At 74.0% G+C, this 21,113-nt stretch carries 21 protein-coding genes and 2 pseudogenes; 10 read left to right on the top strand and 13 right to left on the bottom strand.

Annotated features, from left to right (window positions below; translation table 11 throughout):
• Positions 1–5 precede the first annotated feature (5 nt).
• The 4 genes from rpmG to AQJ11_RS38355 all read left to right on the top strand — a co-directional run bounded on the left by rpmG (position 6) and on the right by AQJ11_RS38355 (position 1,212).
• The gene (rpmG, locus tag AQJ11_RS38370) at positions 6–170 is read left to right on the top strand and encodes a 50S ribosomal protein L33 (RefSeq protein ID WP_014669330.1); all 165 of its coding nucleotides are present in this window, start codon (positions 6–8) and stop codon (positions 168–170) included.
• Positions 171–224: 54 nt separating this feature from the next.
• Positions 225–485: a type B 50S ribosomal protein L31 gene (locus AQJ11_RS38365; protein WP_059266427.1), complete on the top strand. Its 261-nt coding sequence runs from the start codon at positions 225–227 to the stop codon at positions 483–485.
• A gap of 37 nt (positions 486–522) precedes the next feature.
• Entirely contained in the window at positions 523–645 is a 123-nt protein-coding gene (gene ykgO, locus AQJ11_RS38360; RefSeq protein ID WP_014669332.1) for a type B 50S ribosomal protein L36, read from the top strand.
• Positions 646–753: 108 nt separating this feature from the next.
• A complete protein-coding gene (locus AQJ11_RS38355; protein ID WP_059266426.1) occupies positions 754–1,212 on the top strand; it encodes a GNAT family N-acetyltransferase in 459 nt (152 codons plus the stop codon).
• Between the two features lie 74 nt (positions 1,213–1,286).
• Here the strand turns inward: AQJ11_RS38355 and AQJ11_RS52260 are convergent, their stop codons facing one another.
• A complete protein-coding gene (locus AQJ11_RS52260) occupies positions 1,287–1,418 on the bottom strand; it encodes a hypothetical protein (RefSeq protein ID WP_279616973.1) in 132 nt (43 codons plus the stop codon).
• A 55-nt stretch (positions 1,419–1,473) separates the two neighbouring features.
• Between AQJ11_RS52260 and AQJ11_RS38345 the strand changes: the two are divergent.
• Positions 1,474–1,779, top strand: a pseudogene (locus AQJ11_RS38345) (winged helix-turn-helix transcriptional regulator).
• Between the two features lie 8 nt (positions 1,780–1,787).
• Here the strand turns inward: AQJ11_RS38345 and AQJ11_RS38340 are convergent.
• Complete coding sequence (locus tag AQJ11_RS38340) at positions 1,788–2,723, bottom strand: LysR family transcriptional regulator (RefSeq protein WP_059266423.1); 936 nt, start codon at positions 2,721–2,723, stop codon at positions 1,788–1,790.
• Positions 2,724–2,856: 133 nt separating this feature from the next.
• On the opposite strand from AQJ11_RS38340, the gene AQJ11_RS38335 reads away from it, so the two are divergent.
• Positions 2,857–4,125, top strand: a complete 1,269-nt coding sequence (locus AQJ11_RS38335; protein ID WP_059266422.1) for an MFS transporter — start codon at positions 2,857–2,859, stop codon at positions 4,123–4,125.
• 140 nt (positions 4,126–4,265) lie between these two features.
• Here AQJ11_RS38335 and AQJ11_RS38330 read toward each other — a convergent pair whose 3' ends face one another.
• Positions 4,266–5,963 carry a tetratricopeptide repeat protein gene (locus AQJ11_RS38330; protein ID WP_059266421.1) on the bottom strand — a complete coding sequence of 566 codons (1,698 nt, stop codon included), beginning with the start codon at positions 5,961–5,963 and terminating at the stop codon, positions 4,266–4,268.
• A 125-nt stretch (positions 5,964–6,088) separates the two neighbouring features.
• Between AQJ11_RS38330 and AQJ11_RS38325 the strand changes: the two genes are divergently transcribed.
• Both AQJ11_RS38325 and AQJ11_RS38320 read left to right on the top strand, forming a co-directional pair.
• Complete coding sequence (locus AQJ11_RS38325) at positions 6,089–6,502, top strand: YciI family protein (protein ID WP_014669338.1); 414 nt, start codon at positions 6,089–6,091, stop codon at positions 6,500–6,502.
• Positions 6,502–7,647: an RNA polymerase sigma factor gene (locus AQJ11_RS38320; RefSeq protein WP_059266420.1), complete on the top strand. Its 1,146-nt coding sequence runs from the start codon at positions 6,502–6,504 to the stop codon at positions 7,645–7,647. Before AQJ11_RS38325 ends, AQJ11_RS38320 begins: the two co-directional genes overlap by 1 nt.
• Positions 7,648–7,695: 48 nt before the next feature.
• On the opposite strand, the gene AQJ11_RS38315 is transcribed toward AQJ11_RS38320, so the two are convergent.
• Complete coding sequence (locus AQJ11_RS38315; RefSeq protein WP_059266419.1) at positions 7,696–8,742, bottom strand: hypothetical protein; 1,047 nt, start codon at positions 8,740–8,742, stop codon at positions 7,696–7,698.
• 647 nt (positions 8,743–9,389) lie between these two features.
• Between AQJ11_RS38315 and AQJ11_RS38310 the strand changes: the two genes are divergently transcribed.
• Both AQJ11_RS38310 and AQJ11_RS38305 read left to right on the top strand, forming a co-directional pair.
• Positions 9,390–10,208 carry an MmyB family transcriptional regulator gene (locus AQJ11_RS38310; RefSeq protein ID WP_014669341.1) on the top strand — a complete coding sequence of 273 codons (819 nt, stop codon included), beginning with the start codon at positions 9,390–9,392 and terminating at the stop codon, positions 10,206–10,208.
• A gap of 117 nt (positions 10,209–10,325) precedes the next feature.
• On the top strand, positions 10,326–11,372 hold the full coding sequence (locus tag AQJ11_RS38305) for a beta-ketoacyl-[acyl-carrier-protein] synthase family protein (protein ID WP_014669342.1): 1,047 nt from the start codon (positions 10,326–10,328) through the stop codon (positions 11,370–11,372).
• Between the two features lie 65 nt (positions 11,373–11,437).
• Here the strand turns inward: AQJ11_RS38305 and AQJ11_RS38300 are convergent, their stop codons facing one another.
• The 9 genes and pseudogenes from AQJ11_RS38300 to AQJ11_RS38260 all read right to left on the bottom strand — a co-directional run bounded on the left by AQJ11_RS38300 (position 11,438) and on the right by AQJ11_RS38260 (position 21,101).
• The gene (locus tag AQJ11_RS38300; protein ID WP_059266418.1) at positions 11,438–12,577 is read right to left on the bottom strand and encodes a sugar phosphate isomerase/epimerase family protein; all 1,140 of its coding nucleotides are present in this window, start codon (positions 12,575–12,577) and stop codon (positions 11,438–11,440) included.
• An 11-nt stretch (positions 12,578–12,588) separates the two neighbouring features.
• A pseudogene (locus AQJ11_RS38295) lies at positions 12,589–13,988 on the bottom strand (alkaline phosphatase family protein).
• Positions 13,985–15,154: a metabolite traffic protein EboE gene (eboE, locus tag AQJ11_RS38290; protein ID WP_059266417.1), complete on the bottom strand. Its 1,170-nt coding sequence runs from the start codon at positions 15,152–15,154 to the stop codon at positions 13,985–13,987. The pseudogene AQJ11_RS38295 and the gene eboE overlap by 4 nt, the downstream one beginning before the upstream one ends.
• A 3-nt stretch (positions 15,155–15,157) precedes the next feature.
• Positions 15,158–16,006: a TatD family hydrolase gene (locus AQJ11_RS38285; RefSeq protein ID WP_059266416.1), complete on the bottom strand. Its 849-nt coding sequence runs from the start codon at positions 16,004–16,006 to the stop codon at positions 15,158–15,160.
• Positions 16,006–16,647 (bottom strand): EboA domain-containing protein, encoded by a 642-nt coding sequence (locus tag AQJ11_RS38280; RefSeq protein ID WP_059266415.1) that lies wholly within the window; start codon positions 16,645–16,647, stop codon positions 16,006–16,008. Before AQJ11_RS38280 ends, AQJ11_RS38285 begins: the two co-directional genes overlap by 1 nt.
• Positions 16,644–17,525, bottom strand: a complete 882-nt coding sequence (locus tag AQJ11_RS38275; RefSeq protein ID WP_059266414.1) for a sugar phosphate isomerase/epimerase family protein — start codon at positions 17,523–17,525, stop codon at positions 16,644–16,646. The genes AQJ11_RS38280 and AQJ11_RS38275 overlap by 4 nt, the downstream gene beginning before the upstream one ends.
• 82 nt (positions 17,526–17,607) lie before the next feature.
• Positions 17,608–18,537, bottom strand: coding sequence for an SCO3242 family prenyltransferase (locus AQJ11_RS38270; protein WP_059266413.1), 930 nt, complete (start codon positions 18,535–18,537; stop codon positions 17,608–17,610).
• A complete protein-coding gene (locus tag AQJ11_RS38265) occupies positions 18,534–19,658 on the bottom strand; it encodes an inositol-3-phosphate synthase (RefSeq protein ID WP_059266412.1) in 1,125 nt (374 codons plus the stop codon). The genes AQJ11_RS38270 and AQJ11_RS38265 overlap by 4 nt, the downstream gene beginning before the upstream one ends.
• 123 nt (positions 19,659–19,781) lie before the next feature.
• Positions 19,782–21,101 carry a ThuA domain-containing protein gene (locus AQJ11_RS38260; RefSeq protein ID WP_014669351.1) on the bottom strand — a complete coding sequence of 440 codons (1,320 nt, stop codon included), beginning with the start codon at positions 21,099–21,101 and terminating at the stop codon, positions 19,782–19,784.
• Positions 21,102–21,113 lie beyond the last annotated feature (12 nt).

Below are 21,113 nucleotides of genomic sequence, written 5' to 3'. Positions count from 1 at the left end.
CCCTCATGGCACGCAGTACCACACGCCCCGTCGTCAAGCTGAAGTCGACGGCCGGCACCGGCGTCACCTACGTGACCCGCAAGAACCGTCTGAACGACCCCGACCGGCTGGTCCTGCGCAAGTACGACCCGGTGGCCGGCGCGCACGTTCTCTTCCGCGAGGAGCGCTGAGTCCCCTCGCACCCCGACCCCGAAGAACGCACTCCCTGCGAGGAGGAACACCCCATGAGGAACGGCATCCACCCCGTCTCCCGCCCCGTCGTCTTCCGTGACCGCGCGGCAGGCTTCCAGCTGCTCACCCGCTCCACCATCGACACGGAGCGGACGGTCGAGTGGGAGGACGGCACCACGTACCCGGTCGTCGACGTGGAGATCTCGTCGGCGAGCCACCCGTTCTACACCGGCACCTCGCGCGTCGTGGACACCGCGGGCCGGGTGGAACGCTTCCAGCGGCGCTACGGCCGCACCGCCGCCGACCGCCACTGACGGCACAACCCGTTCGACCTCCCGGGAGGAGACCGCGATGAAGGTACGCAATTCCCTGCGCTCGTTGAAGGCCAAGCCGGGCGCACAGGTGGTGCGCCGGCGGGGCGTGACCTTCGTGATCAACAAGAAGGACCCCCGCTTCAAGGCCCGCCAGGGCTGACGCCCCGAAACGCCGAGCAGCCACGGCCCGGCACCGCACCCGCGGTGCCGGGCCGTTCCGGTGCCCGGCGCCGTCAGCGGAGACCTCGGCGACGATAGGCTGGCGATCATGGGGGAGTGGAGCATCCGGCCGGCGTCCGGGACGGACGTCGAGGCGGTGGCCGAGTTGCGGGCCGTGGTGCTGCGGGCGGATCTGGAGCGGCTCGGGCGGTACGACGAGCGGCGGGTGCGGCAGCGACTGCGGGACGGGTTCGTCCCGGCGCACACCTGGGTGATCGAGGTGGGCGGCGCGTTCGCCGGCTGCGTGGCGCTGCGGCCGGCCGAGGACGCCCACTGGCTGGAGCACTTCTACCTGGCCCCGCACCTCCAGGGCAACGGCATCGGCGCGGCCGTACTGCGCGGGCTGCTGGAGCGGTGCGACCGCGACGGCATCCTGGTCCGGCTGAACGTGCTGCGGGGCAGCCCGGCCCGGCGCCTGTACGAGCGGCACGGATTCACCCTCGACACCGAGGACCCGGTGGACGTCTTCATGGTGCGCGAACCGCCCCCGGCCGCATGTGACGGGTGAACACCCGCCGGGTGTCACACCGGGACGGGCGGAGGCCGGTGGGCGTCGGCCGGGGCCGGAGCGCGCCGTCGAGTTCACATGGCCTGACCGACCAGCCGGACCGCGGAGGCGAAGTCGCCCTGCTCGGCACGCATCGACCAGTCGGCCTGGACCGGGGCGGCGGCTGCCGGGACCATCGTCTGGGCGACGGCGAGCAGCCCGACCACGGCGAGCGCACCGGGCAGCGCCGCCGGACCGGCGACCGGCAGGCCGCCCCGGCCGGTGACCAGCCGCCGCTTCGGCGAGTTCCAGCGCGGCCTCGGCAGCGCCGAGAACATCCTCGCGGCACGGCTGCGCGCGCTGGAGCAGGCCGGGGTGCTGCGCGGCGGGCCCGCGCCGGACGGCGGGCCGCACCGCGAGTTCGTCCTCACGGACGAGGGCCGTGCCCTGTTCCCCGCCCCACCGTCGCCCTGCGCCGGTGGGGTGGGGAACAGCGCTTCACCCTCGGTGAGCGGCCACTCCCGGCTGCTGGACCGCCGGACCGGCAGCCCGCGGGCTCGGGGGGAGGGCCGGTCAGCCGCGTCGTAGCGGGCGTGTCAGCGTGGAAGGACCCAGCCCGGCCTCCAGGTCCCGGCGGCGTCGTGGCCGGCCGTCGCCGTGGCGAGGTGGTCGCGGAGGAGGGCCAGTGCCGGGTGGGGGTTGTCGCGGTGCCAGAGGAGCGAGTGCGGGTAGACCGGCGTCGGGTCGGTCACCGGGATGCGGCGCAGGCCGAGGCCGGCGGGCCAGACGAGGCTGGTGTGCTCGCCCATGAAGGTGGCCAGGGCCGGGGTGTCCGCGACGGTGTCGAGGAGCGCGTCGGAGCCGAAGTTGGGGCCGGTCGCCTCGATGGTGAGACCGAACTCGGCGATGAGGTCGTCGTAGTAGGCGGCCCACTCGGTACCGGGGACGATGCCGGGCATCCAGATCCGGTGCCCCGCGAGCCGGGCGAGAGGCACCGACCGGGCGCCCGCCAGCGCGTGGCCGGGGCCGGTGAGGAGCTGGAGCGGTTCGTCGAGCACCCGGACGGACTCGATCTCTCCGGGGAGGGGCCGGCCGGGCGCGGCGACGGCGCGGAAGGACGCGTCGATCGTGCCCGAGCGGAGGGCGGCGACGGCCGTCTCGATGTCGAAGAGCATCACCACGTCGAGGTCGATGTCGGGGTGCGCGCGGTGGAACCCGCGCATCAGGCCCGTCGCCGCGCCGCGCGAGGCGATCACGTCGACGCGCAGCGGGCGGCGGCCGGTGCCTACGGAGGCGACCGCGCGCTCGGCGACGCGCAGCAGTTCGCGCGCGTGGGGCAGGAACGCCTGCCCGTCGATGGTGAGCTCGGCGCCGCGCGGAGTGCGGGTGAACAGCCGTACCCCGAGGGTGCGCTCCAGTGCGGCGATGCGCTTGGAGACGGCCTGCTGGGTGACCGCCAGTTCGGCGGCTGCCTCCTGGAACTGCCCCGCGTCGGCGGCGGCGACGAAGGTCCGCACGGTGTCGAGGTCCATGCGGCCACCCTAGGGGCACAACCAGTGGTTGTGGCCGACGGCTCCGTGGTTGTTTGCTCCCTGCTCACCCCGCTCGCTTTGATGCTTCCGGTCGCGGACCGGTTGTGCGGAGGAAGGCGAGGGGACGTCGGGCATGAGGAGCGGACACCGGCTGGACCAGTTGCTCGGACGCCGGCTGGGGCGGCGGTTCGGATGGCTCTGGGGAGCGTACGGGACCAGCGCGCTCGGCACCTGGCTCGCCTTCGGCGCCTTCCCGCTGATCGCCGTCCGCGTCCTGCACGCCGGACCGGCCGAGGTCGCCGCGCTCTCCTCCGTGGGCGCCGCGGTGGGCGCGGCCGTGGCGGTGCCGCTCGGCCCGTGGGTGGAGTTCCGCCGCAAGCGGCCCGTGCTGATCACGATGGACCTGGTGCGGTGCGCGGCACTGCTGACGATCCCGACCGCGTTCGCGTTCGGCGCGCTCACCTTCCTCCAGCTCCTGCTGGTCTCCGTCGTCGTCGCGGCGGCCGACATCACCTTCCGCGCCGCCTCCGGCGCGTACCTGAAGACGCTGCTGCCGGCCGGGGACCTGCTCGTCGCCAACGCGCGGTTCGAGTCCACGGCCTGGACCACCACGATCATCGGACCGCCGCTGGGCGGCGCGGCGACCGGGCTGCTCGGTCCGGTGGCGACGGTGGTGGCCGACGCGGTGAGCTACCTGCTCTCGGCCCTGGGCCTTCGCGCGATGGGCGGGCAGGAGCCGCCGCCCGAGCGCCGACGGGCCGCGCGCACACGGGCCGGGGACCTGCTCGACGGCTGGCGGTACATCCTCGCCGACGCGACACTGCGTCCGCTGTTCTACAACACCGCCGTGTTCAACGGTCTGGTGATGGCCACCGAGCCGCTGCTGGCCGTCCTGATGCTCGGCCGGCTCGGGTTCACGCCGTGGCAGTACGGCCTCGCCTTCGCCGCGCCATCGATCGGCGGGCTGCTCGGCTCACGGCTGGCCCGCCCGCTCGCCGCCCGGTTCGGGCAGCACCGCGTCCTGGTCGTGTCCGGGACGCTGCGCGCCCTGTGGTCCGTCGGCCTGGCCTTCACCGGGCCGGGCACCGGCGGGCTGCTGCTGGTGGCGGGCGTCGAACTCGGCCTCATCTTCTGCTGCGCGGTGTTCAACCCCGTGTCCGCCACCTACCGACTGGAGCGCACCGCGACCGACCGGGTCGCCCGCACGCTGACCGCCTGGACGGTGACGACCAAGGGCTCGATCGCGCTCCTGACCGCCGTCTGGGGAATCCTGGGCAGCCTGCTCGGCCCGCGTACGGCCATCGGCCTGGCCGGCGTGCTCCTGCTGGCGACCCCGCTGCTGCTCCCGCGCCGCGCGGCAACACCCCTCCCCGAGCCGGAACCGGCACCGAGCCGCACCTGACGGACCAGCCGGCTGCGCTTCCCGGCCGGTCCCGACGCGGTCCGGCTCGCCGAGGCCAGGTGATCGTCCGACAGGCAGGCAGACGGCGTACCGGCGCCCCGAGCAGGCCCCGCGCACCCGCACGGAGCCGCACTCGACGGTCAGTCCTCCTCGGCGCAGCAGCCGTGCCGGGGCGCGGAGCCCGCTGCGACGGTCCGGAGGCGGCAGAAGCAGGACGCCTCGACCGGTACGTCCGCCAGCGCCGCGGCGATCTTCAGCTGCTGGGCCACGATCCGTGCCTCCCCCTCCTTGCCGAGCCGCACCAGGCACTCGTGGAGTCCGTGCAACGCCCATACGTTGCCGGGGTGTTGCAGCGGGCGGGGGAGCGTGTCGTCGAGTCCGAGGTCGGCACGGTAGACGGCCTCGGCCTCCGCGACCAGGCCCTGTTCGAGGAGCAGGGCGCCGTAGGCGTGCCGGGTGGGCTGCATCCAGCCCCACGGCTCGTCGTACGGCAGACCGTCGTCCAGTTCGATCGACCGGCGCAGCGCCGCGAACGCCGCCTCGTACCTCCCCTTGCGGTAGTCCAGCTCGCCGTCCAGCATCTGTGCCGCGATGGCGAGGATGTCCGTACAGGTGTTGTTGAACAGCATCCGGGTCTCCGGCACCCGGGCGACCGCCTCGTGGAACAGCGCGCGTTCGGTGTCGGCCTCGTCGGTCCGGCCTGTGGCCGCGAGGGCGACCCCGCGCGCGTACCGCTGCATCGCCGTCGTGACGCAGTGGAGCCGGGCGTCGGCGGGCAGCGGCAGGCGCAGGATGTCGTCCCAGCGGCCGAAGCGGACGAGCACGTGCACCCGCATCGCGAGGAAGCCCTCCAGCCAGTCCGCCATGGGCGGGCTCTCCACGCGCAGCAGTTCCTCGGGTACGGCGGCCTCCAGCCGGTCCGCCGTTTCGACGGCGTCCTGGAAGCGGCCGAGGAACATCGCACCGTAGATCCTGAAGTGGAGGTTGTGGCACCGGTACAGCGTGTAGAAGTTCATCGCGCCCGCACGGGCACGGAACCTCTCGTCGGCCGTGATCGCCTCGGTGTTGTCGGAGATCACCCGGCGGTAGTCGCCGCAGAGCACTTCCAGGTGGGACGGCATGTGCTGGAGATGGCCCGCGTCCGGCACCAGACCGCGCAGCCGGTCACCCGCCGGCAGGGCCGCCTCGGGCGTCGGGGACATCTCCATCAGGTGGATGTACAGGTGCAGCAGCCCCGGGTGCCGGGCGCCCGCCCGGGTGGCCAGGGCCTGCTCAAGGACCGCCTTCGCCTCGGTGGTGCGCGCGCCGGGGGCCGGACGGCCCGAGCGGATGTCCCAGAGCCGCCAGGGCGTGAGGTTCATCAGGGCGTCGGCGTACAGGGCGGCCACGTCGAGGTCGCCGTCGGCCAGTCGGTGGACGGCCCGCATGCTGTCGGCGTAGGCGGCGTTCCACACGGAGCAGTCCTCGGCGTCCGGGGCCCGGGACCGTGGATAGCGGGCACCCAGCGCGCCGACGAGGGCCTGCTCGACCGGGGTGGCGCCGGCCGCCTTCGCGTGTGCGCGCCGCACGGCGGCGTGCGCCCGCTCCACCGTCCGCTCCAGGTCCTGTCCGTCGAAGAACTCCCAGGGCTTGTTGTAGTTGGGGCCGAGCGCGTAGGCCAGGCCCCAGTCGGCCATGGCACAGTCCGGGTCCGCCGCGGCGGCGGCCTCGAAACAGCGGACGGCCTCCTCGTGGTTGAAGGCGTACGTCCAGTTCAACCCGCGGTCGAACCAGGTCTGCGCCTCGTCGGACGACGTGGTCACGCGCCGGCTGTGGCTGCCGAGGTCGTAGTAGTCCATGCCCCCGTGCCTCCCTCGTACGGGTCGAAAGAAAACCGGGCGGTGATGTCGAGAACCCGTGACCGGCTCCGTCCCAGGGGTGAGCGCGGCCACAATGGGTCGCACCAGCACCGAGGAGAAGCACCATGGCCAAGTACCTGCTGCTCAAGCACTACCGCGGCGCTCCGGCGGCGGTCAACGACGTGCCCATGGACCAGTGGACGCCGGAGGAGATCTCGGCGCACATCCAGTACATGCGGGACTTCGCGGCCCGGCTGGAGGAGTCCGGCGAGTTCGTCGACGGCCAGGCGCTCGCCCCCGAGGGCACGTGGGTCCGGTACGACGGTGAGGGGCGCCCGCCGGTCACCGACGGCCCCTTCGCCGAGACCAAGGACCTCATCGCCGGCTGGATGGTGATCGACGTCGACAGCCACGAGCGCGCCGTCGAACTGGCCGGGGAGCTGTCGGCCGCCCCCGGCGCGGGCGGCAAGCCGATCCACGAGTGGCTGGAGCTGCGCCCGTTCCTGACCGCGACACCCACCGTCACCGAGTGCCATTGATGGACGAGGCCCTGCTGAGGAGCCTCACGCCGAGCGTGCTCGCCCTCCTCGTCCGCCGCGGAGCGGACTTCGCGGCGGCCGAGGACGCCGTGCAGGACGCGCTGGTCGAGGCGGTCCGCGTCTGGCCCGCCGACCCGCCGCGGGACCCGAAGGGCTGGCTGGTCACCGTGGCCTGGCGCAAGTTCCTCGACCAGAGCCGGGCGGACACCGCGCGCCGCCGGCGCGAGGACCGGGCCGGCGAGGAGCCCGCGCCCGGGCCCACGCCCGCGGTGGACGACACCCTCCGGCTCTACTTCCTGTGCGCCCACCCGTCGCTGACGCCGTCGTCCGCGGTCGCGCTCACGCTGCGCGCCGTCGGCGGGCTCACCACCCGGCAGATCGCCCGGGCCTACCTGGTGCCCGAGGCGACGATGGCACAGAGGATCAGCCGGGCCAAGCGCACCGTCTCCGGCGTGCGGTTCGACCGGCCCGGCGACGTCGCCACCGTACTGCGCGTCCTCTACCTGGTCTTCAACGAGGGCTACTCCGGCGACGTCGACCTGGCCGCCGAGGCCATCCGGCTCACCCGGCAGCTCGCGGCCGGGATCGACCACCCCGAGGTGGCGGGGCTGCTCGCCCTGATGCTGCTCCACCACGCCCGGCGCGCCGGCCGGACCGCGCCCGACGGCAGCCTGGTCCCGCTCGCCGAGCAGGACCGCGGCCGATGGGACACGCGCCTGATCGCCGAGGGCGTCGCGATCCTCCAGGCGGCCCTCGCCCGGGACCGGCTGGGCGAGTTCCAGGCCCAGGCCGCCATCGCCGCCCTGCACGCCGACGCGCCCACCGCCGAGGAGACCGACTGGGTGCAGATCGTGGAGTGGTACGACGAACTCCTGCGCCTGACCGGCAACCCGGTCGTCCGGCTCAACCGCGCCGTGGCCGTCGGCGAGGCCGACGGTCCGCGCGCCGGCCTCGCGGCACTCGCCGAGCTGGACGGCTCACTGCCCCGCCACACCGCCGTAGCGGCGTATCTGCACGAACGCGACGGCGACCTGGAGGCGGCGGCGCGGCTGTACGCCGAAGCGGCCCACCACGCCGCCAACCTCGCCGAACGCGACCACCTCACACGCCAGGCCGCCCGCCTCAACGCCCGCCGGCGCCACTGAGGGATCGCACCTGGACCTGGGGCCCCGCACGCGTGCGAGGAGTCGTCGCTACTGGATGCTCCAGCGGTGCGGGTGCTCCGGATCCCGGGGGCAGGCGAAGACGTTGAGCTCACCCCAGCGGCCCACGACGACTTCGGTGGGGGTGGCCAAGTGGTGGGCGGACCGCTCCTGGTCCTGGAGCGGGCGCCAGCTCCGGCTGCCGCCGTCCCACTCCGAGCTGTCGATGGTCAGGAGCAGGTGCAGCGGGGCGCCGCAGGTCAGGCAGTCCATGGGGTACGGGTCGGTGGCGTGCCAGGAGGCGAAGCCGCCGACGCGCCAGCCGGGCGGGATGGACAGGTCGTACTGGTAGCGCGGTGGCTCGGCCCTGTTCCCGTCCCCTGCCGGCTGCGCCGCCGTCCGCTCGGCTTCGGCCTCAAGGGCGTCCTCCCAGGCGTCGATCCGGGCGCACAGCTCCTCGGGCAGGAGGCCGGCGAACGGGTAGGTGACCACCTGCTCCGGGTACAGCGCACAGGGCTCGGGCAGGAACCCGTCGGACTCGACGACCGGCGGCTGCGGCGGCGCGGTCAGTACCCGGCCGACCTCCCACGACCGACGCCAGCGCAGGTGCGGCTCCAGGCCGTGGCCGCTGGCGCCGTGTGCGCCGAAGGGACACCAGAACACCTGGAGCAGGTCGCAGTCGTCCGGCCCCGCCGGGAGGTCGGGGACATCACGCCGGTAGAGCTGCGCCAGACCGATCATGGGCAGCGGGTCCGTCGCCGCGGCCTCGGACAGCCGGTGCTCCCGGTGCAGCTCGTCGAGCAGCTCCCGTTCCTCCTCCGTGGGGCCCGGGGCGTGTTCCCGGGCCCACGCGGCAGCCAGGACCTGACGGCGCCGGTGGATGTCCGCCGGACGCCGGCCCCGCACGCGGTCATGGTTCTCGCGGCACGCCGGCCAGGGTTCGTCCGCCGGCCACAGCAGGGGGCCGCCCACGGAACTGGCCGTGGCACCCGGTCTGCCCGGCCGGGGGTGCAGCCGTGTCGTCGTGCCCCGGTAGGCGGCCAGTTGCGGGAAGAGCGCCTCGACATCGAGCGGGCGCGGCGGCGTGGTCCTCTGCATGAACGCGACCCTAGAGGCGGGCCGGCCCCGGCAGCCTGGCACCCCGGCAGGTGCCGGCACCGAGCGGAGACCGCCGCCCTTTCGGCTGGTGCCGCGGCCGTACTCGGGGATCGGCCGCGGCACCAGCCACCCAGGGCACTCCCGCGCACGGCACGAATGCCCCGCGCCGGCGTGCGTATGCGGAGCCGAACGGGTGAAGCGACAGGAGACCAAGGGCCAGTCGGCGGCTTCCGGGGCCGCCAGCCTGACGGCCGGTGCCGAGGCCCCTGGGGTGGGGCGAGGGGGCACCGGCCGTGGCCTGGCAGCCGGGCGCCGTACCGTGGAGTGCCGCGTCTCAGGCGCCGCACGTGTTCCCGTCGATGGGAAACGGCACCCGAAAACCGGTCGCCCTCCCGGTCCGTCCCGGTCCCCCGCTCACGGATACCGGCCGGCGATACGTGCGATGCCGTCAGCACCCGCGAGGGTGTCACCACGCGGTCACTGACCACCGCATCCGCAGGCCAGCGACCCCGCGTCACTGAGCATGCAGCACGCAACCAGTCGATATCTACGGTGAATCTTTTACATCAATACCGCGTGACACTAATTAAACTGAGCCGCAGTCAACGCCAGCCCCGGGGGACAAGCCACCAGTGAACCGCCAAGCATTGAAAAAGCTCCTCAAAGACCGCCGCGCGCTCATATCCCCCGAAACGCACGGACTGACCCGCCCCACCGGTCGGGGCCGCCGCGCCCCCGGTCTGTCACAGGGGCAGGTCGACGAACTGCTCGGATACTCCGAGCGCACCTACCAGCGCCTGGAATCCGGCAACTACCACCACCCCCCGGTCGACCTCCTCCGCGACGTCGCGCGCCTGTACGGCATGAACGAGCAGGAGTGGATCAGCCTGTGCCGGTACGCCCGCGGCGAGGACCCGCCCGGCCCGCTGTACGACACCTCCGGCCACGCCCTGCCCGCCGCCTGGGCCGACGCCGTCGCCGGCATCACGCACCCCGCGTACGTCACCGACGCCTCCTGGAACCTCGTCACTTGCAACGACCGCTTCCACGCCCTGTTCGACAGCGGCCGGGCGCCGGTGAACACCATGCGGTGGATGCTCCTGGACGGGCGTGACCAACTCATCGACTGGGCCACGGCCTGGGCCCCGCTGGTGATGCCCCAGTTGCAGGCGGCGCTCGCCCAGCGCCCCGACGACAAGGTCCTGCGGCAGATCGAGGCGGACATCCTCGCCGACCCCCTCGCCCAGCCCCTGTACGAGAAGGGCGGGGCCTCCATCCACCCCGACGGCGACGAGCGTCCGATCCGTCACGCGGCCGAGGGGCAGGGGTGGGTGACGATGTGTGTGGCGCAGCCGCTCGCGGCGCCCGGGTCCCGGTGCATGATCCTCGTTTTCCGGCCGGGTCCGCGACGGACCGGGAGCAGGCCGCGTATGTTGAAAGCACAGGAGAACGGCATGAACGCCTGAATTTGCCCGTCTTTGGTGCGCGGCCAGGCAGTATTTCAAGGGCGGCGAAGGAAACAAACCAGCCAATTTTGCCGTACCTTGACTTAATCAGGTCGCAGCGCCTTCAGGGGGGAACCCATGCCCGCTCATATCGCCCGCCCCACCACCGTCCTCGCCCCTCACAAAATCACCACAGCGGAGATAGCCGACGACATTCGCGCCCACCACCCCCAGCACCCGCGCCTCGGCGCGATCCTGCGTGTCCTCGGCAACTGCGGCGTGGAGACGCGCTATTTCACCCAGCCCCTGGACTCGCCCACCGTCAACGGCACGGCGGAGGTGGGCGACCGCGCCGCCCGCGCCTTCGCGGACGGCCTCACCATGGCCGAACAAGCCGCCCGCGCCACCCTCGACCGGTACCGGCTCCAGCCCGGCGACATCACCGGCCTCATCACCACCCACGCCACCGGCTGGGCCGTCCCCAACCTCGACATCCACCTGGTCGAACGGCTCGGGCTACGGCCCACCATCCGCCGTACCGCCCTGACGACCACCGCCTGCGCCGGCGGAGCCCACGCCCTGGTCCGGGCCGTGGAACAGGCGCTCCTGCACCCCGGATCCCGCGTCCTCGTCGTCGCCGCCGAAGTGCTGTCCACCGCCTACAACCACGTCGACACCAAGATCGAGCACATGATCTACAAGGCGCTGTTCGGTGACAGCGGGGCCGCCACCGTGGTCTCCAGCGACCCCCTCGGCCCCGGCCTCGCCGTCGGCGCCGACGGGCTGTTCGAGTACGTCCTCCCGGACAGCCTCACCATGTACGCGGGCAGAATCGACAGCACGGGCCTGCACTTCGACAGCACCAAACAAGCGACCGGCGGCGCGAGACACGTCATGCCCGCCGTCACCGACTGGCTCGCCGGCCGCCCCGTCGACGTGCCCGTCATCCACCCCGGATCGAAGCCCATCATCCTCGACACGGCCGACGCCCTCGGCCTCACCGCGACCGACGCCCGCCACTCCCTCGACACCCTCTCCGAAGAAGGCAACCTCGGTGGCGTATCGGTTCTCCGGGTCCTCGAACGCACCCATGGCGAACCCCCGGCCGACGGCGAGAGCGCGCTGCTGGTCGCCTACGGCCCGGGATTCTCCGTCTCCGCCCTCCGCGGCACCTGGCGGGACTAGCCGGATGCCGGCGGCAGCGGCCGGGGCCCGTCCAGCGGGTCCCGGCCGGTGAGGGCGGACGGGCGTCAGCGGCGCAGCGCCGCCAGGTTGCGGTAGCCGATGGCCGCGTGCTCCAGGGACTGGGCCGGGTTGGCCGCGCTCGGGGCGTTGTCCTGCTCGACCATCGGGTTGTGGTAGTTGCGGTGGCCCACGCGGGAGAAGAACGTCGTGTAGTCGATGACTCCGGTGCCGAACGGGACCATGTCGTATCCCATGCCGTTCGCGGTGTTCACGACGCCGTCCTTGGCGTGGAAGAGCGGGTACCGCTTGTCGTGGCGGGTGACCAGGCCCGCCGGGTCGAAGACGTTCGTGCGCGTGGAGCCGTCGTGGGCGGTGTAGGTGCGGAACTTGTACTGGGCGACGTGCGCCCAGAAGACGTCCATCTCCAGCCAGACCAGCTTCGGGTCGGTGACGGACAGGAAGTACTCCAGCTTGCGGATGCCGGAGCCGCGGGTCGGCCTGCCCTCGGCGTCCAGCGGGCCGCCGTCCAGCAGGAAGTCGTAGGCCGCGTCGTGGTTGTGGGTGTATAGCTTCAGGCCGGCGCGGCGGGCGATCTCGCCGAGGGCGTTCCACTTGTCGGCGGCCACGTCCCAGTCCGCCTTGTACCGGCTGTTGGTGGGGTCGGCGCCGGTGCCCATGTGCGCCATGCCGAGGATGTTCGCGATCTCCAGGTGCTTCTTGAAGGTGTCCAGATCGCTGCTGGTCAGGGGCCAGGAACCAGGGATGAAGCCGTGGTTGCCCTGGGCGCGCAGACCGGTGTCGTCGAGCCAGCGGCGCAGCAGCTTCGCGCCCTCGACGGACTCCAGGCTCGCCCCGCCGGGCGCGTTCGGGTGCTGGCCGTAGCCGGCGAACTCGACCTGACGGTAGCCGAAGCGGGCCAGCTGCTCGAAGACGCCGCGGAAGCCGGAGGGCAGCGAGGTGGACAGCGGGTCCCGGGCGATGGCGTCGCGCACGGTGTAGAGGATGATGCCGCGCTTGTCCGCGGGGACCAGGGACCGGCCGTTGCCGCCGGCCGCGGCCCTCGGCGCGGCCTGGACGGGGGCGGCGCCGAGGACGGGGGCGGCGACGGCGCCGGCCGCGACGGCGGTGCAGGTGCTCAGGAAGCGGCGGCGGCCGATGCCGAGGCTGCGGCGCAGGTCTTCGTCGGTGTGCTGGCTGATGTTCACGGGTGCCTCTCTCAGGACGGGTCGCCGGTGGTGAGACCGGCGAGGTGCAGCAGGAGCGGTTTCACGTCGGTGGCCGCGATGCGGTCCCCGACGGCGCGGGGGGTGGAGCACAACAGGAGCGGACCGTCGTCGTCGCTCGCGGGGAGGCGGCCGTGGCTGCCCCGGATCGGTGAGGGGTCGAGGGGGACGACCGCCATGCGGTAGCGCAGGCCGAGCTTCTTGCGGGCCAGCGCCGTCGCCGCCCTGACCTTCACATAGGGGTCCTCGGGGTCCATGAACAGCTCGACCGGGTCGTAGCCGGGCTTGCGGTGGATCTCCACGAGGGGCGCGAAGTCGGGGGCGCGGGCGTCGTCCAGCCAGTAGTAGTACGTGAACCAAGCGTCCGGTTCCGCGACGGCGACGAGTTCGCCGGAGCGCGGATGGTCCAGGTGGTGGGCCTTCTTGCCCTCGTCGTCCAGGAGTTTCTCGATGCCGGGCAGGCCGTCGAGGGCGGCGCGGGTGGCCGCCAGGTCCTCGGGACGGCGGACGTACACATGGGCGATCTGGTGGTCGGCCACCGCGAAGGCGCGGGAGGCCATCGGGTCCAGGTACTCCATGCCGTCCTGGGTGTGGACCTCCAGCAGGCCGGCGCGGCGCAGGGCGCGGTTGATGTCGACGGGCCGGCTCACCGGGGCGATGCCGTACTCGGAGAGCACCACGACGGTACGGCCCTGCGCACGCGCGTCGTCCAGCAGCGGGGCCAGGGCCGCGTCGAGGTCGGCGGCGGCCTTCAGGGAGCGCGGGTCGTCCGGGCCGTGGCGCTGCAAGTCGTAGTCGAGGTGCGGCAGGTAGCAGAGGGTCAGATCGGGCTGCCGGGTGCGCAGGACGTGCCGGGTGGCGTCGATGATCCACTGGCTGGAGACCAGGTCCGCGCCCGGACCCCAGAAGCGGAACAGCGGGAACGTGCCGAACCTGTCGGTGAGTTCGTCGTGCAGGGCGGGCGGCCGGGTGTAGCAGTCGGGTTCCTTGCGGCCGTCGGCGTAGTAGACGGGGCGCGGGGTGACGGTGATGTCGGTGTCGGCGCCCATGGCGTACCACCAGCAGATGTTGGCGACCGTGTAGCCGGGGTGGGCGCGGCGGGCGGCGTCCCACAGCTTGTCCCCGGCGACCAGTCCGTTGTGCTGGCGCCACAGCAGGACCTCGCCGAGCTCCCGGAAGTACCAGCCGTTGCCGACGATGCCGTGCTCGGCGGGGAGCGTGCCGGTGAGGAAGGTGGACTGGGCGGCACAGGTGACCGCCGGCAGCACGGTGCCGAGATGTGCCTGGGAACCGGCGGCGGCGAGGGCCTTCAGACGGGGCATGTGGGCGAGGAGACGGGGGTGAGGCCGACCACGTCGAGGACGAGGAGCGGGGTGGGGGTCCGCTCGGTCATGGCAGCTCCTTCAGGCCCAGGTCGGTCAACAGGTCGCGGGCGAGGGCGAGTTCGGCGGCGATGCCGTCGGCGAGCCGGTCCCGGCCGCGCGGGCGCAGACCGGGCGGGAGCGCCTGCCAGGTGTACGTCTCCACCTCCAGGTGCCGGGTGAGCGGGCGCGGCCCGCCGACGAGCCGGGCGAGGGCCGCGCGGAGCACGGGGAGCGTGCTGGTCAGCGGCGCGGTGGGGGACGCGTGCAGCGGGACGTGGAAGTGGGCGCGCCAGGGCGCGTCCGCCGGCAGCGGTCCGCCGGCCAGAGCCTCGGGCAGGTCGTCGGTGCCGCGCACCCCGGCGTCGGTGAGGGCGCGGGTCTGGTGCAGGAAGCGCGGCTCCGCGAAGCCGGCGAGGGCGGTACGCACCTCGGGCCGGCCGGGGTGTTCGGCGTGCAGCGCGGCCGACAGCTGTGCCTTCACCACCGGCACCGGGGACGCGGCCAGGGCGTCCAGCGCGGCCTCGGGGTCCTCGAACGAGGTCGCCAGATGGCAGGTGTCGACGCAGACGCCGACGCGGGGATGGCCGACCGAGCCGAGCGGCGCCAGGGCGTCCCCCGTGGTCTCCACGACGCAGCCCGGCTCCGGCTCCAGGCCGACGCGGACCGAGCGGCCGGTCAGCTCCGCCAGCGAGTCCAGACGCTGCCCGAGGGTGCGCAGCGCCGCCCGGCCCGCTGCGGCGCGCTCCGCGGTCCAGGTGGTGCGCCAGCCGAGCGGCAGGGTGGAGACGCTGCCCTCGGTGACGTCGTCGGGCAGCAGCGCGGCGAGGACCCGGGCGAGCGCGGTGGTGTACTCCAGACGCTCGCGGTCCGCCCAGTCGGGCCGGTACACACGGTACTTGACCTCGGCGGCGCCGAACCCCTCGTAGGGGAACCCGTTGAGGGTGACGACCTCCAGACCGCGCCGGTCGAGTTCCCGCCGCAGGGCGCGCAGCGCGGCCGGGTCGGTGTCCACCGCGCGGGCCGCGTCATGGGCCAGCCACAGGCCGATGCCGAGCCGGTCGCGGCCGAGCCGGCGCCGGACGGGCTCGCAGTGGTCGCGCAGCTGGGCGAGGACGCCGTCGAGGGTCTCGGCGGGGTGGACGTTGGTGCAGTAGGCGAGGTGGACGGTCGTACCGTCCGGGTGGCGGAAGCGCATCGCTCACTCACCGCCGCGCAGCAGGGAGTTGCCCTCGTGGGTGGTCTCGGGCGGGACGACGTCCAGCTCCAGCCGACCGCTCATGCCGTAGAACGCGACCGGGTTGCGCCACAGCACCCGGTCGACGTCGTCCTCGGTGAAGCCCTCGGCCAGCATCAGGTCGGCCACCCGGCGGGTCTTCAGCGGGTCGCTGCGGCCCCAGTCTGCGGCCGAGTTCACCAGCACCTTCTCGGGGCCGTGGGCGCGCAGGATCGCCACCATCCGCCGCTCGTCCATCTTGGTGTCGGGGTAGACGGAGAAACCGAGCCAGCAGCCGCTGTCCTTGGCGTCCCGCACGGTCGTCTCGTTGAGGTGGTCGACCAGGACCCGGTCGACGGGCAGGGCGGACTCGCGGACGACGTCGAGCGTGCGGCGCAGACCGGCGAGCTTGTCGCGGTGCGGGGTGTGCACGAGCGCGGGCAGGCCGTGGTCCGCGGCGAGCTGGAGCTGGGCGGCGAGGGCTTTGTCCTCGGCCGGGGTCATCGCGTCGTACCCGATCTCGCCCACCGCGACGACCTGGTCCTTGACGAGGTAGCGCGGCAGCTCGTCCAGGACGGGGGCGCAGCGCGGGTCGTTGGCCTCCTTCGGGTTGAGGGCGAGCGTGCAGTGGTGGGCGATGCCGTACTGGGCGGCCCGGAACGGCTCCCAGCCCAGCAGCGAGTCGAAGTAGTCGAGGAAGGAGGCGGGGGAGGTGCGGGGCTGGCCCAGCCAGAACGACGGCTCGACCACCGCGCGGACGCCCGCGTCGCGCATGGCCTCGTAGTCGTCCGTGGTCCGGGACGTCATGTGGATGTGCGGGTCGAACAGGCGCATCAGGAGGTCTCCTTGCCGGACTGTGCGGTGGCGAGGGCGAGCACGCGGTACAGGCCGCCGGGGACGGGGCGGCCGGCGGCGGTGCGCTCGGCCGCGAAGTCGGTGAGCATCCGGGCGAGTTCGGCGTCGTCGCGTGCGCGCTCGGCGAGATCGGCCACCGCCTCGACGGGGACGCCGGTGAACAGGCACTTCAGTACGGCCTGCCGCCAGCCGTGGGCGTCGAGGTGGCGGGCCGCGTAAGGGCCGACGGCGGCGGCCAGCAGCCGGGTGTCGTTCGTGCGCAGGGCGTCCTCGACGAGGGGGAGGGCGTCCGGGCCGGGGACGAGGTGGGGCAGGGCGAGCAGCACGGCCCGGCGTTCGGCGGCGGTGCCCTGCCGGTAGACGCGGGTGACGGCGGCGAGGTCGGCGCGGGCCGTGTACAGGATCAGGACACGGGCGGCGTCGGCGTACCGGCTGCCGCAGCGGCGGCCGGCCTCGGCCAGCCGCAGCTCCCACGCGGAGATCGGGCCGTGTCCGCCGGGGTGGTCGGCGGCCTCGGCCAGCGCTGCGCGCAGCCAGGCGCGCGCGGGCGCATCGAGGTGGGTGTCGAGGTGGTCGCGCAGCGCGTCGGGTGAGGGCGTCGCGGCGGTCGATCGGGTCACGGGGTGCTCCCTTCGTGCGCGGTGGCCGGGGTGCGGGCGGTCGCGCGGCGGAGGAACGGCAGGGAGGTGGCGGCGTGGTGGGGGCCGGCGTGGGAGTGGCGGGGCAGTTCCACGACCGTCAGGCCCCGGTAGCCGGTGGCGGCAAGGGCCGTGAGGACGGGCGGGAAGTCGATCTCGCCCTCGCCGAAGGGGAGGTGGTCGTGCACGCCCCGCCGCATGTCCTCGATCTGCACGTGCCGTAGCCAGGGCGCGGCGGCGCGTACGCAGTCGGCGGGCGGCAGCGGCTCCAGGCACTGGCAGTGGCCGATGTCGAGGGTGAGGCCGAGCGCGGGCGGATCGCCGAGGAGGCGGCGCAGGTGGTGGAAGTCGGCGAGGCTCGCGAGGAGGTGGCCCGGCTCCGGTTCGACGGCGAGGGGAAGACCGGCGGACGCGGCGGCGTCGAGGACGGGGGAGAGGGAGGCGGCGAGCCGCTCCCACGCCGGCGCCGGGCCGGGATCGGTCGGCGGAACGATTCCGCTGAAGCAGTGCACGGCCGTGGCACCGAGGTCGGCGGCCACTCGCACCGCCCGCAGCAGCAGGTCCACGCGCCGGGCGCGGGCCCCGGGGTCGGGGTCGAGCAGCGAGGGACCGTGTTTGCGGCGCGGATCGAGGACGTACCGGGCGCCGGTCTCCACGGCCACGTCGAGCCCCAGCCCGGCCAGGCGCCGGGCCACCCGCCGGGTACGGCCGGCCAGGCCGGGGGCGAGCGGGTCGAGGTGCATGTGGTCGAGGGTCAGTCCGACACCGTCGTACCCGAGGTCGGCGAGCAGGGCGAGGGCGTCGTCCAGCCGGAGATCGGCGAGACCGTTGGTGCCGTAGCCGAAGCGCAGGGCGTTCACGCGGCGCTCCCTTCCCTGACCGACCGCCCGGGTGCTGCGGTGACGGTGGCGGCGTGGTCGCCCCGGCGGGCGCGGACGAGGCTCATGTGACGCTCACCCTTCTCGCCGCGCGGGCGGCCAGTGGGCCGAGGGCCGCTGTGATCAGGGCGGTCGCCCCGGCTCCGGCGCGGGCGGCGAGGGCGGCCTGGAGCGGGATCGTGGCGCGGATGCCGGCGCCGACCGCGCGCTGGGTGAGCGGGGGTGACGGGTTGAGGGAGGCGTGGAGGTAGGGGCGGGCCGTGGTCTGGGCGTAGCCGACGGCGAGCGCGGCGGTGAGCGGGCGGTCGGGCAGCAGCCGGGTCACCGCACCGGTGGCGGCCAGCGCGGCGAGCGGGGCGAGCGGGGAGCCGCCGCGGGTCTCCTGCCGGGAGACGGCCGTGACCGCGAGCGTGTGGGTGCCGAGCAGGGCCGCCGACGACAGGGCCGGCCGGAGACGTCCGGCACCGGCGGCGGCCCCGAGCAGCAGGTCCAGGGCGCGGGCGGCGGCCATCGCGGCCGGGCCCGCCGGGGTCCGCTTGAGCAGGAGGTCGTACGACCACACGGTGGCCGCGAGCGGGGTGGCGACCGCCAGCGCCGGGCGCCCCGCGCGGGCGGCCAGGGCGAGCCCGGCGGCCGTGAGGGCGCAGGCCGCGGTGAGGGCGGCGGCGGGCCGGACCCTGCCGGACGGCAGCGGCCGGTGCGGGCGCTCCACGGCGTCCTCGGCGCGGTCGGCCCAGTCGTTCAGCGCCATCCCGGCCTCGTACAGGCACAGCGACGAACCGACGGCGAGCAGGCACCCGCGCCCCGGCCGGGCGCCCACGGCCGCCGCTCCGGCGAGCGCGTCCCCGGGAACGGTGAACAGGGCGGGCAACCGCAGCAGTTCGGCCCACGCCCGCAGCCGCCCGGCGGGACGCGAGCGACCGGGGGAGTACGGCACCGGCCCGCCGGGCCCGTGCGGGACGTGGCCGTACGTGCCGCTCGGTACCGCGCTCACTCGGGGTCCCCCAGGGCGTGGGCGAAGCGCAGGAGCGCGGTGTACTGGTCGGCCAGGGCCGCCGGGGCGGTGCCCACCGGGTCCTTGAAGTAGAAGGACAGGGCGGTGAGCGGGCCGGCGCGGCCGGTCTCGTGGGCGCGGGCCGTCAGGCGGGCCAGGTCCAGGACCAGGGGCGCCGCCAGGGCCGAGTCGCAGCCCTGCCAGATGGTCTGGAGGACCATGCGGGTGCCGAGGAAGCCGTCGAAGGCGATGTGGTCCCACGCGGTCTTCCAGTCGCCGAGCGCCGGTACGTCGTCGATGTGGACCTCGCCCTCGGGGACCGTGCCGAGGGTGTCGGCGAGGACGCGCTCCTTGCCGGCGTTCTTCGCCGCCGCGGCGGCCGGGTCGGCGAGGACGGCGCCGTCCCCGCCGCCGAGGAGGTTCGTGCCGGACCAGGCCCGCACGTCCAGTGCCCGCTGGGCGAACATCGGGCCGAGGGCGGAACGCAGCAGCGTCTGCCCGGTCTTGCCGTCACGGCCGGCGTACGGCAGCCCGCTGGAGGCCGCGAGGCCGGCGAGCGCGGGGTGGTGCAGCCCGGTCGAGGGGGTGAAGTTGACGTACGGGCAGCCGGCGCGCAGGGCTGCCGCCGCGTAGAGGGAGCTGGGCGGGAGGGCCGTACCGGTCGCGGCCGGCTCGGTGGAGGCGACGTTCACCACCACCGCGCGGGCCAGACCGTGGCGTCGTACGAAGTCGCGCAGGTCCTCGGTGAAGGCGGTGATCAGTTCCCCGGCGGTGCGGGTGTCGCCGGGAAGGGGGCCGCCGGTCCTGATGTCCCGGTCGGCGGCGGCGAGTTCGGCGGCGACGGCCGTGGGGAGGCCGGGCGGGAGGACCCCGCCGGCGGCGAGCTGTTCGGCGCGCTTGGGCAGCGGGCAGTCCGTGGTGTCGTGGCCGCCGAAGACCAGGGACGTCAGCGCGGGCAGGCCGCTGCCGGCGAACGCCGGGCCCTCGGTGACCAGGCCCGTCGGCCGGTGCAGGCCCGCCGTCAGCGCGGCGCAGCCCGCGACCACGGTGGTGGCGACGGACCCACGGGCCCCGATCAGCCAGACGCCGACACGCGGGGAACGGGCGGGGGGCGCGGACATGGGCAGCCTCCTTGACGAGCGCGGGCACCGGGAGCGGTGGGGAATGACGCCGTACGTGGGGGGTTGGGGCGTGCGGAGGTGGTGGCGGCGGGCGGGAGTCCGGCGTCTCCCGCCCGCCGCCGTTCAGTGGCCCTTCGCGGGCAGTTCCCTGATCCGGATGTCGCGGAAGGACACCTCGTCACCGGCTCCGTGGTTCTGGATGCCGATGTGCCCGTCGGTGAGGCTCCGGGCCGGATCGGTGTTGGTGAAATCGTTGATCTTCACGCCGTTGAGCCAGATCCGAAGGCGTTCGCCCTCGACCCGGATCTCGTACGTGTTCCACTCCCCCGGCGGGTTCAGCGCACGGTCGCGCTTCTTCAGGTCGGCGGACCGGAAGCCGTAGACGGACCCGGTGGTCTTCTCCGGGACGTCGGTGGCGTCGATCTGGATCTCGTAGCCGTTGTCCACGGCCGACCACGGGTCGTCCGAGGGCGGGAAGCCCACGAACACCCCCGAGTTGTCGTCGCCGGCCGCCTTCCAGTCGAGCTTCAGGGAGTACGACCCGAAGCTCCGGCCGGCGTACCAGAGCAGGCCCATCCCGCCGGACGAGGTGAGCGTGCCGTCGTCGGACAGGGTGAAGGAGCCGGGGCCCGCCTGTCGCCAGCCGTCGAGCGAGTCGCCGTCGAACAGGGCGGTGTACCCGCTCTCCGGCCGGCAGTCGGCCTGGACGGCGCCGATCGCGTACCGGATGCCGCCCAGCAGGTGCCGGCGGAACTCCGGGTCCGCGTACGACTCCTTGGTGTGGCCGCCGCCGGTGTAGAAGGCCCGGCCGCCCTGGTACTCCTGGCACCAGGCGATCGGATGGTCGCCGTTCATGGTGCCGCCGGTGTACGACGACTCGTCGAGCGAGGCGAGGACGTGGGCCCGGCCCCGGGGGTTGGAGCGGTAGTTGTACCACTCGTCGGTCCGGTTCCAGGTCCGCGCCAGCCCCGAGGTCGCCGGGTGGGCGCGGTCCTCGACCCGCACGGTGGCCGGCTGGATCGCCGGGTGCGACTGGAAGTACGCGCCGGCGAGGCCGCCGTAGAACGCCCAGTCGTACTCGGTGTCGGCCGCCGCGTGGACGCCGACGTAGCCGCCGCCGCGGTGGACGTAGTCCTCGAACGCCGCCTGCTGGGCGCTGTCGAGGACGTCCCCGGTGGTCGACAGGAACACCACGGCGTCGTAGCGCCGCAGGGTGGACGGGGTGAACGCGCCCGCGTCCTCGGTGGCGTCGACCGTGAAGCCGCCGCTCTCGCCGAGCTGCCGTACCGCGGCGACGCCGTCGGGGATCGAGTCGTGCCGGAAGCCGGCCGTCTTGGAGAAGACCAGCACCCGCTTGGTGTCGTCCGCGTCGTGCGACGCGGCCGGTGCGGCGGCGCAGCCGAGGAGCAGCGCGGCCGTCGCGACGGCGGTCACTGTGCGCATGTGCCGCTCCTC

Origin of the sequence: Streptomyces corchorusii (assembly GCF_001514055.1) — a bacterium.
Classification (GTDB): Bacteria; Actinomycetota; Actinomycetes; order Streptomycetales; family Streptomycetaceae; genus Streptomyces; species Streptomyces olivaceoviridis.
Note: the sequence above shows the minus strand (reverse complement) of the source record. Positions and strands in the feature narration are given on the sequence as shown.

What these genes read in the sequence shown, in the direction of transcription:
- AQJ11_RS38260 (WP_014669351.1), bottom strand. Translation starts at nt 21,101, where the DNA reads ATGCGCACAGTGACCGCCGTCGCGACGGCCGCGCTGCTCCTCGGCTGC.
- AQJ11_RS38315 (WP_059266419.1), bottom strand. Translation starts at nt 8,742, where the DNA reads ATGCAGAGGACCACGCCGCCGCGCCCGCTCGATGTCGAGGCGCTCTTC.
- AQJ11_RS38330 (WP_059266421.1), bottom strand. Translation starts at nt 5,963, where the DNA reads ATGGACTACTACGACCTCGGCAGCCACAGCCGGCGCGTGACCACGTCG.
- AQJ11_RS38325 (WP_014669338.1), top strand. Translation starts at nt 6,089, where the DNA reads ATGGCCAAGTACCTGCTGCTCAAGCACTACCGCGGCGCTCCGGCGGCG.
- AQJ11_RS38340 (WP_059266423.1), bottom strand. Translation starts at nt 2,723, where the DNA reads ATGGACCTCGACACCGTGCGGACCTTCGTCGCCGCCGCCGACGCGGGG.
- AQJ11_RS38305 (WP_014669342.1), top strand. Translation starts at nt 10,326, where the DNA reads ATGCCCGCTCATATCGCCCGCCCCACCACCGTCCTCGCCCCTCACAAA.
- AQJ11_RS38265 (WP_059266412.1), bottom strand. Translation starts at nt 19,658, where the DNA reads ATGTCCGCGCCCCCCGCCCGTTCCCCGCGTGTCGGCGTCTGGCTGATC.
- AQJ11_RS38285 (WP_059266416.1), bottom strand. Translation starts at nt 16,006, where the DNA reads ATGCGCCTGTTCGACCCGCACATCCACATGACGTCCCGGACCACGGAC.
- AQJ11_RS38365 (WP_059266427.1), top strand. Translation starts at nt 225, where the DNA reads ATGAGGAACGGCATCCACCCCGTCTCCCGCCCCGTCGTCTTCCGTGAC.
- AQJ11_RS38355 (WP_059266426.1), top strand. Translation starts at nt 754, where the DNA reads ATGGGGGAGTGGAGCATCCGGCCGGCGTCCGGGACGGACGTCGAGGCG.
- rpmG (WP_014669330.1), top strand. Translation starts at nt 6, where the DNA reads ATGGCACGCAGTACCACACGCCCCGTCGTCAAGCTGAAGTCGACGGCC.
- AQJ11_RS38335 (WP_059266422.1), top strand. Translation starts at nt 2,857, where the DNA reads ATGAGGAGCGGACACCGGCTGGACCAGTTGCTCGGACGCCGGCTGGGG.
- AQJ11_RS38320 (WP_059266420.1), top strand. Translation starts at nt 6,502, where the DNA reads ATGGACGAGGCCCTGCTGAGGAGCCTCACGCCGAGCGTGCTCGCCCTC.
- ykgO (WP_014669332.1), top strand. Translation starts at nt 523, where the DNA reads ATGAAGGTACGCAATTCCCTGCGCTCGTTGAAGGCCAAGCCGGGCGCA.
- eboE (WP_059266417.1), bottom strand. Translation starts at nt 15,154, where the DNA reads ATGCGCTTCCGCCACCCGGACGGTACGACCGTCCACCTCGCCTACTGC.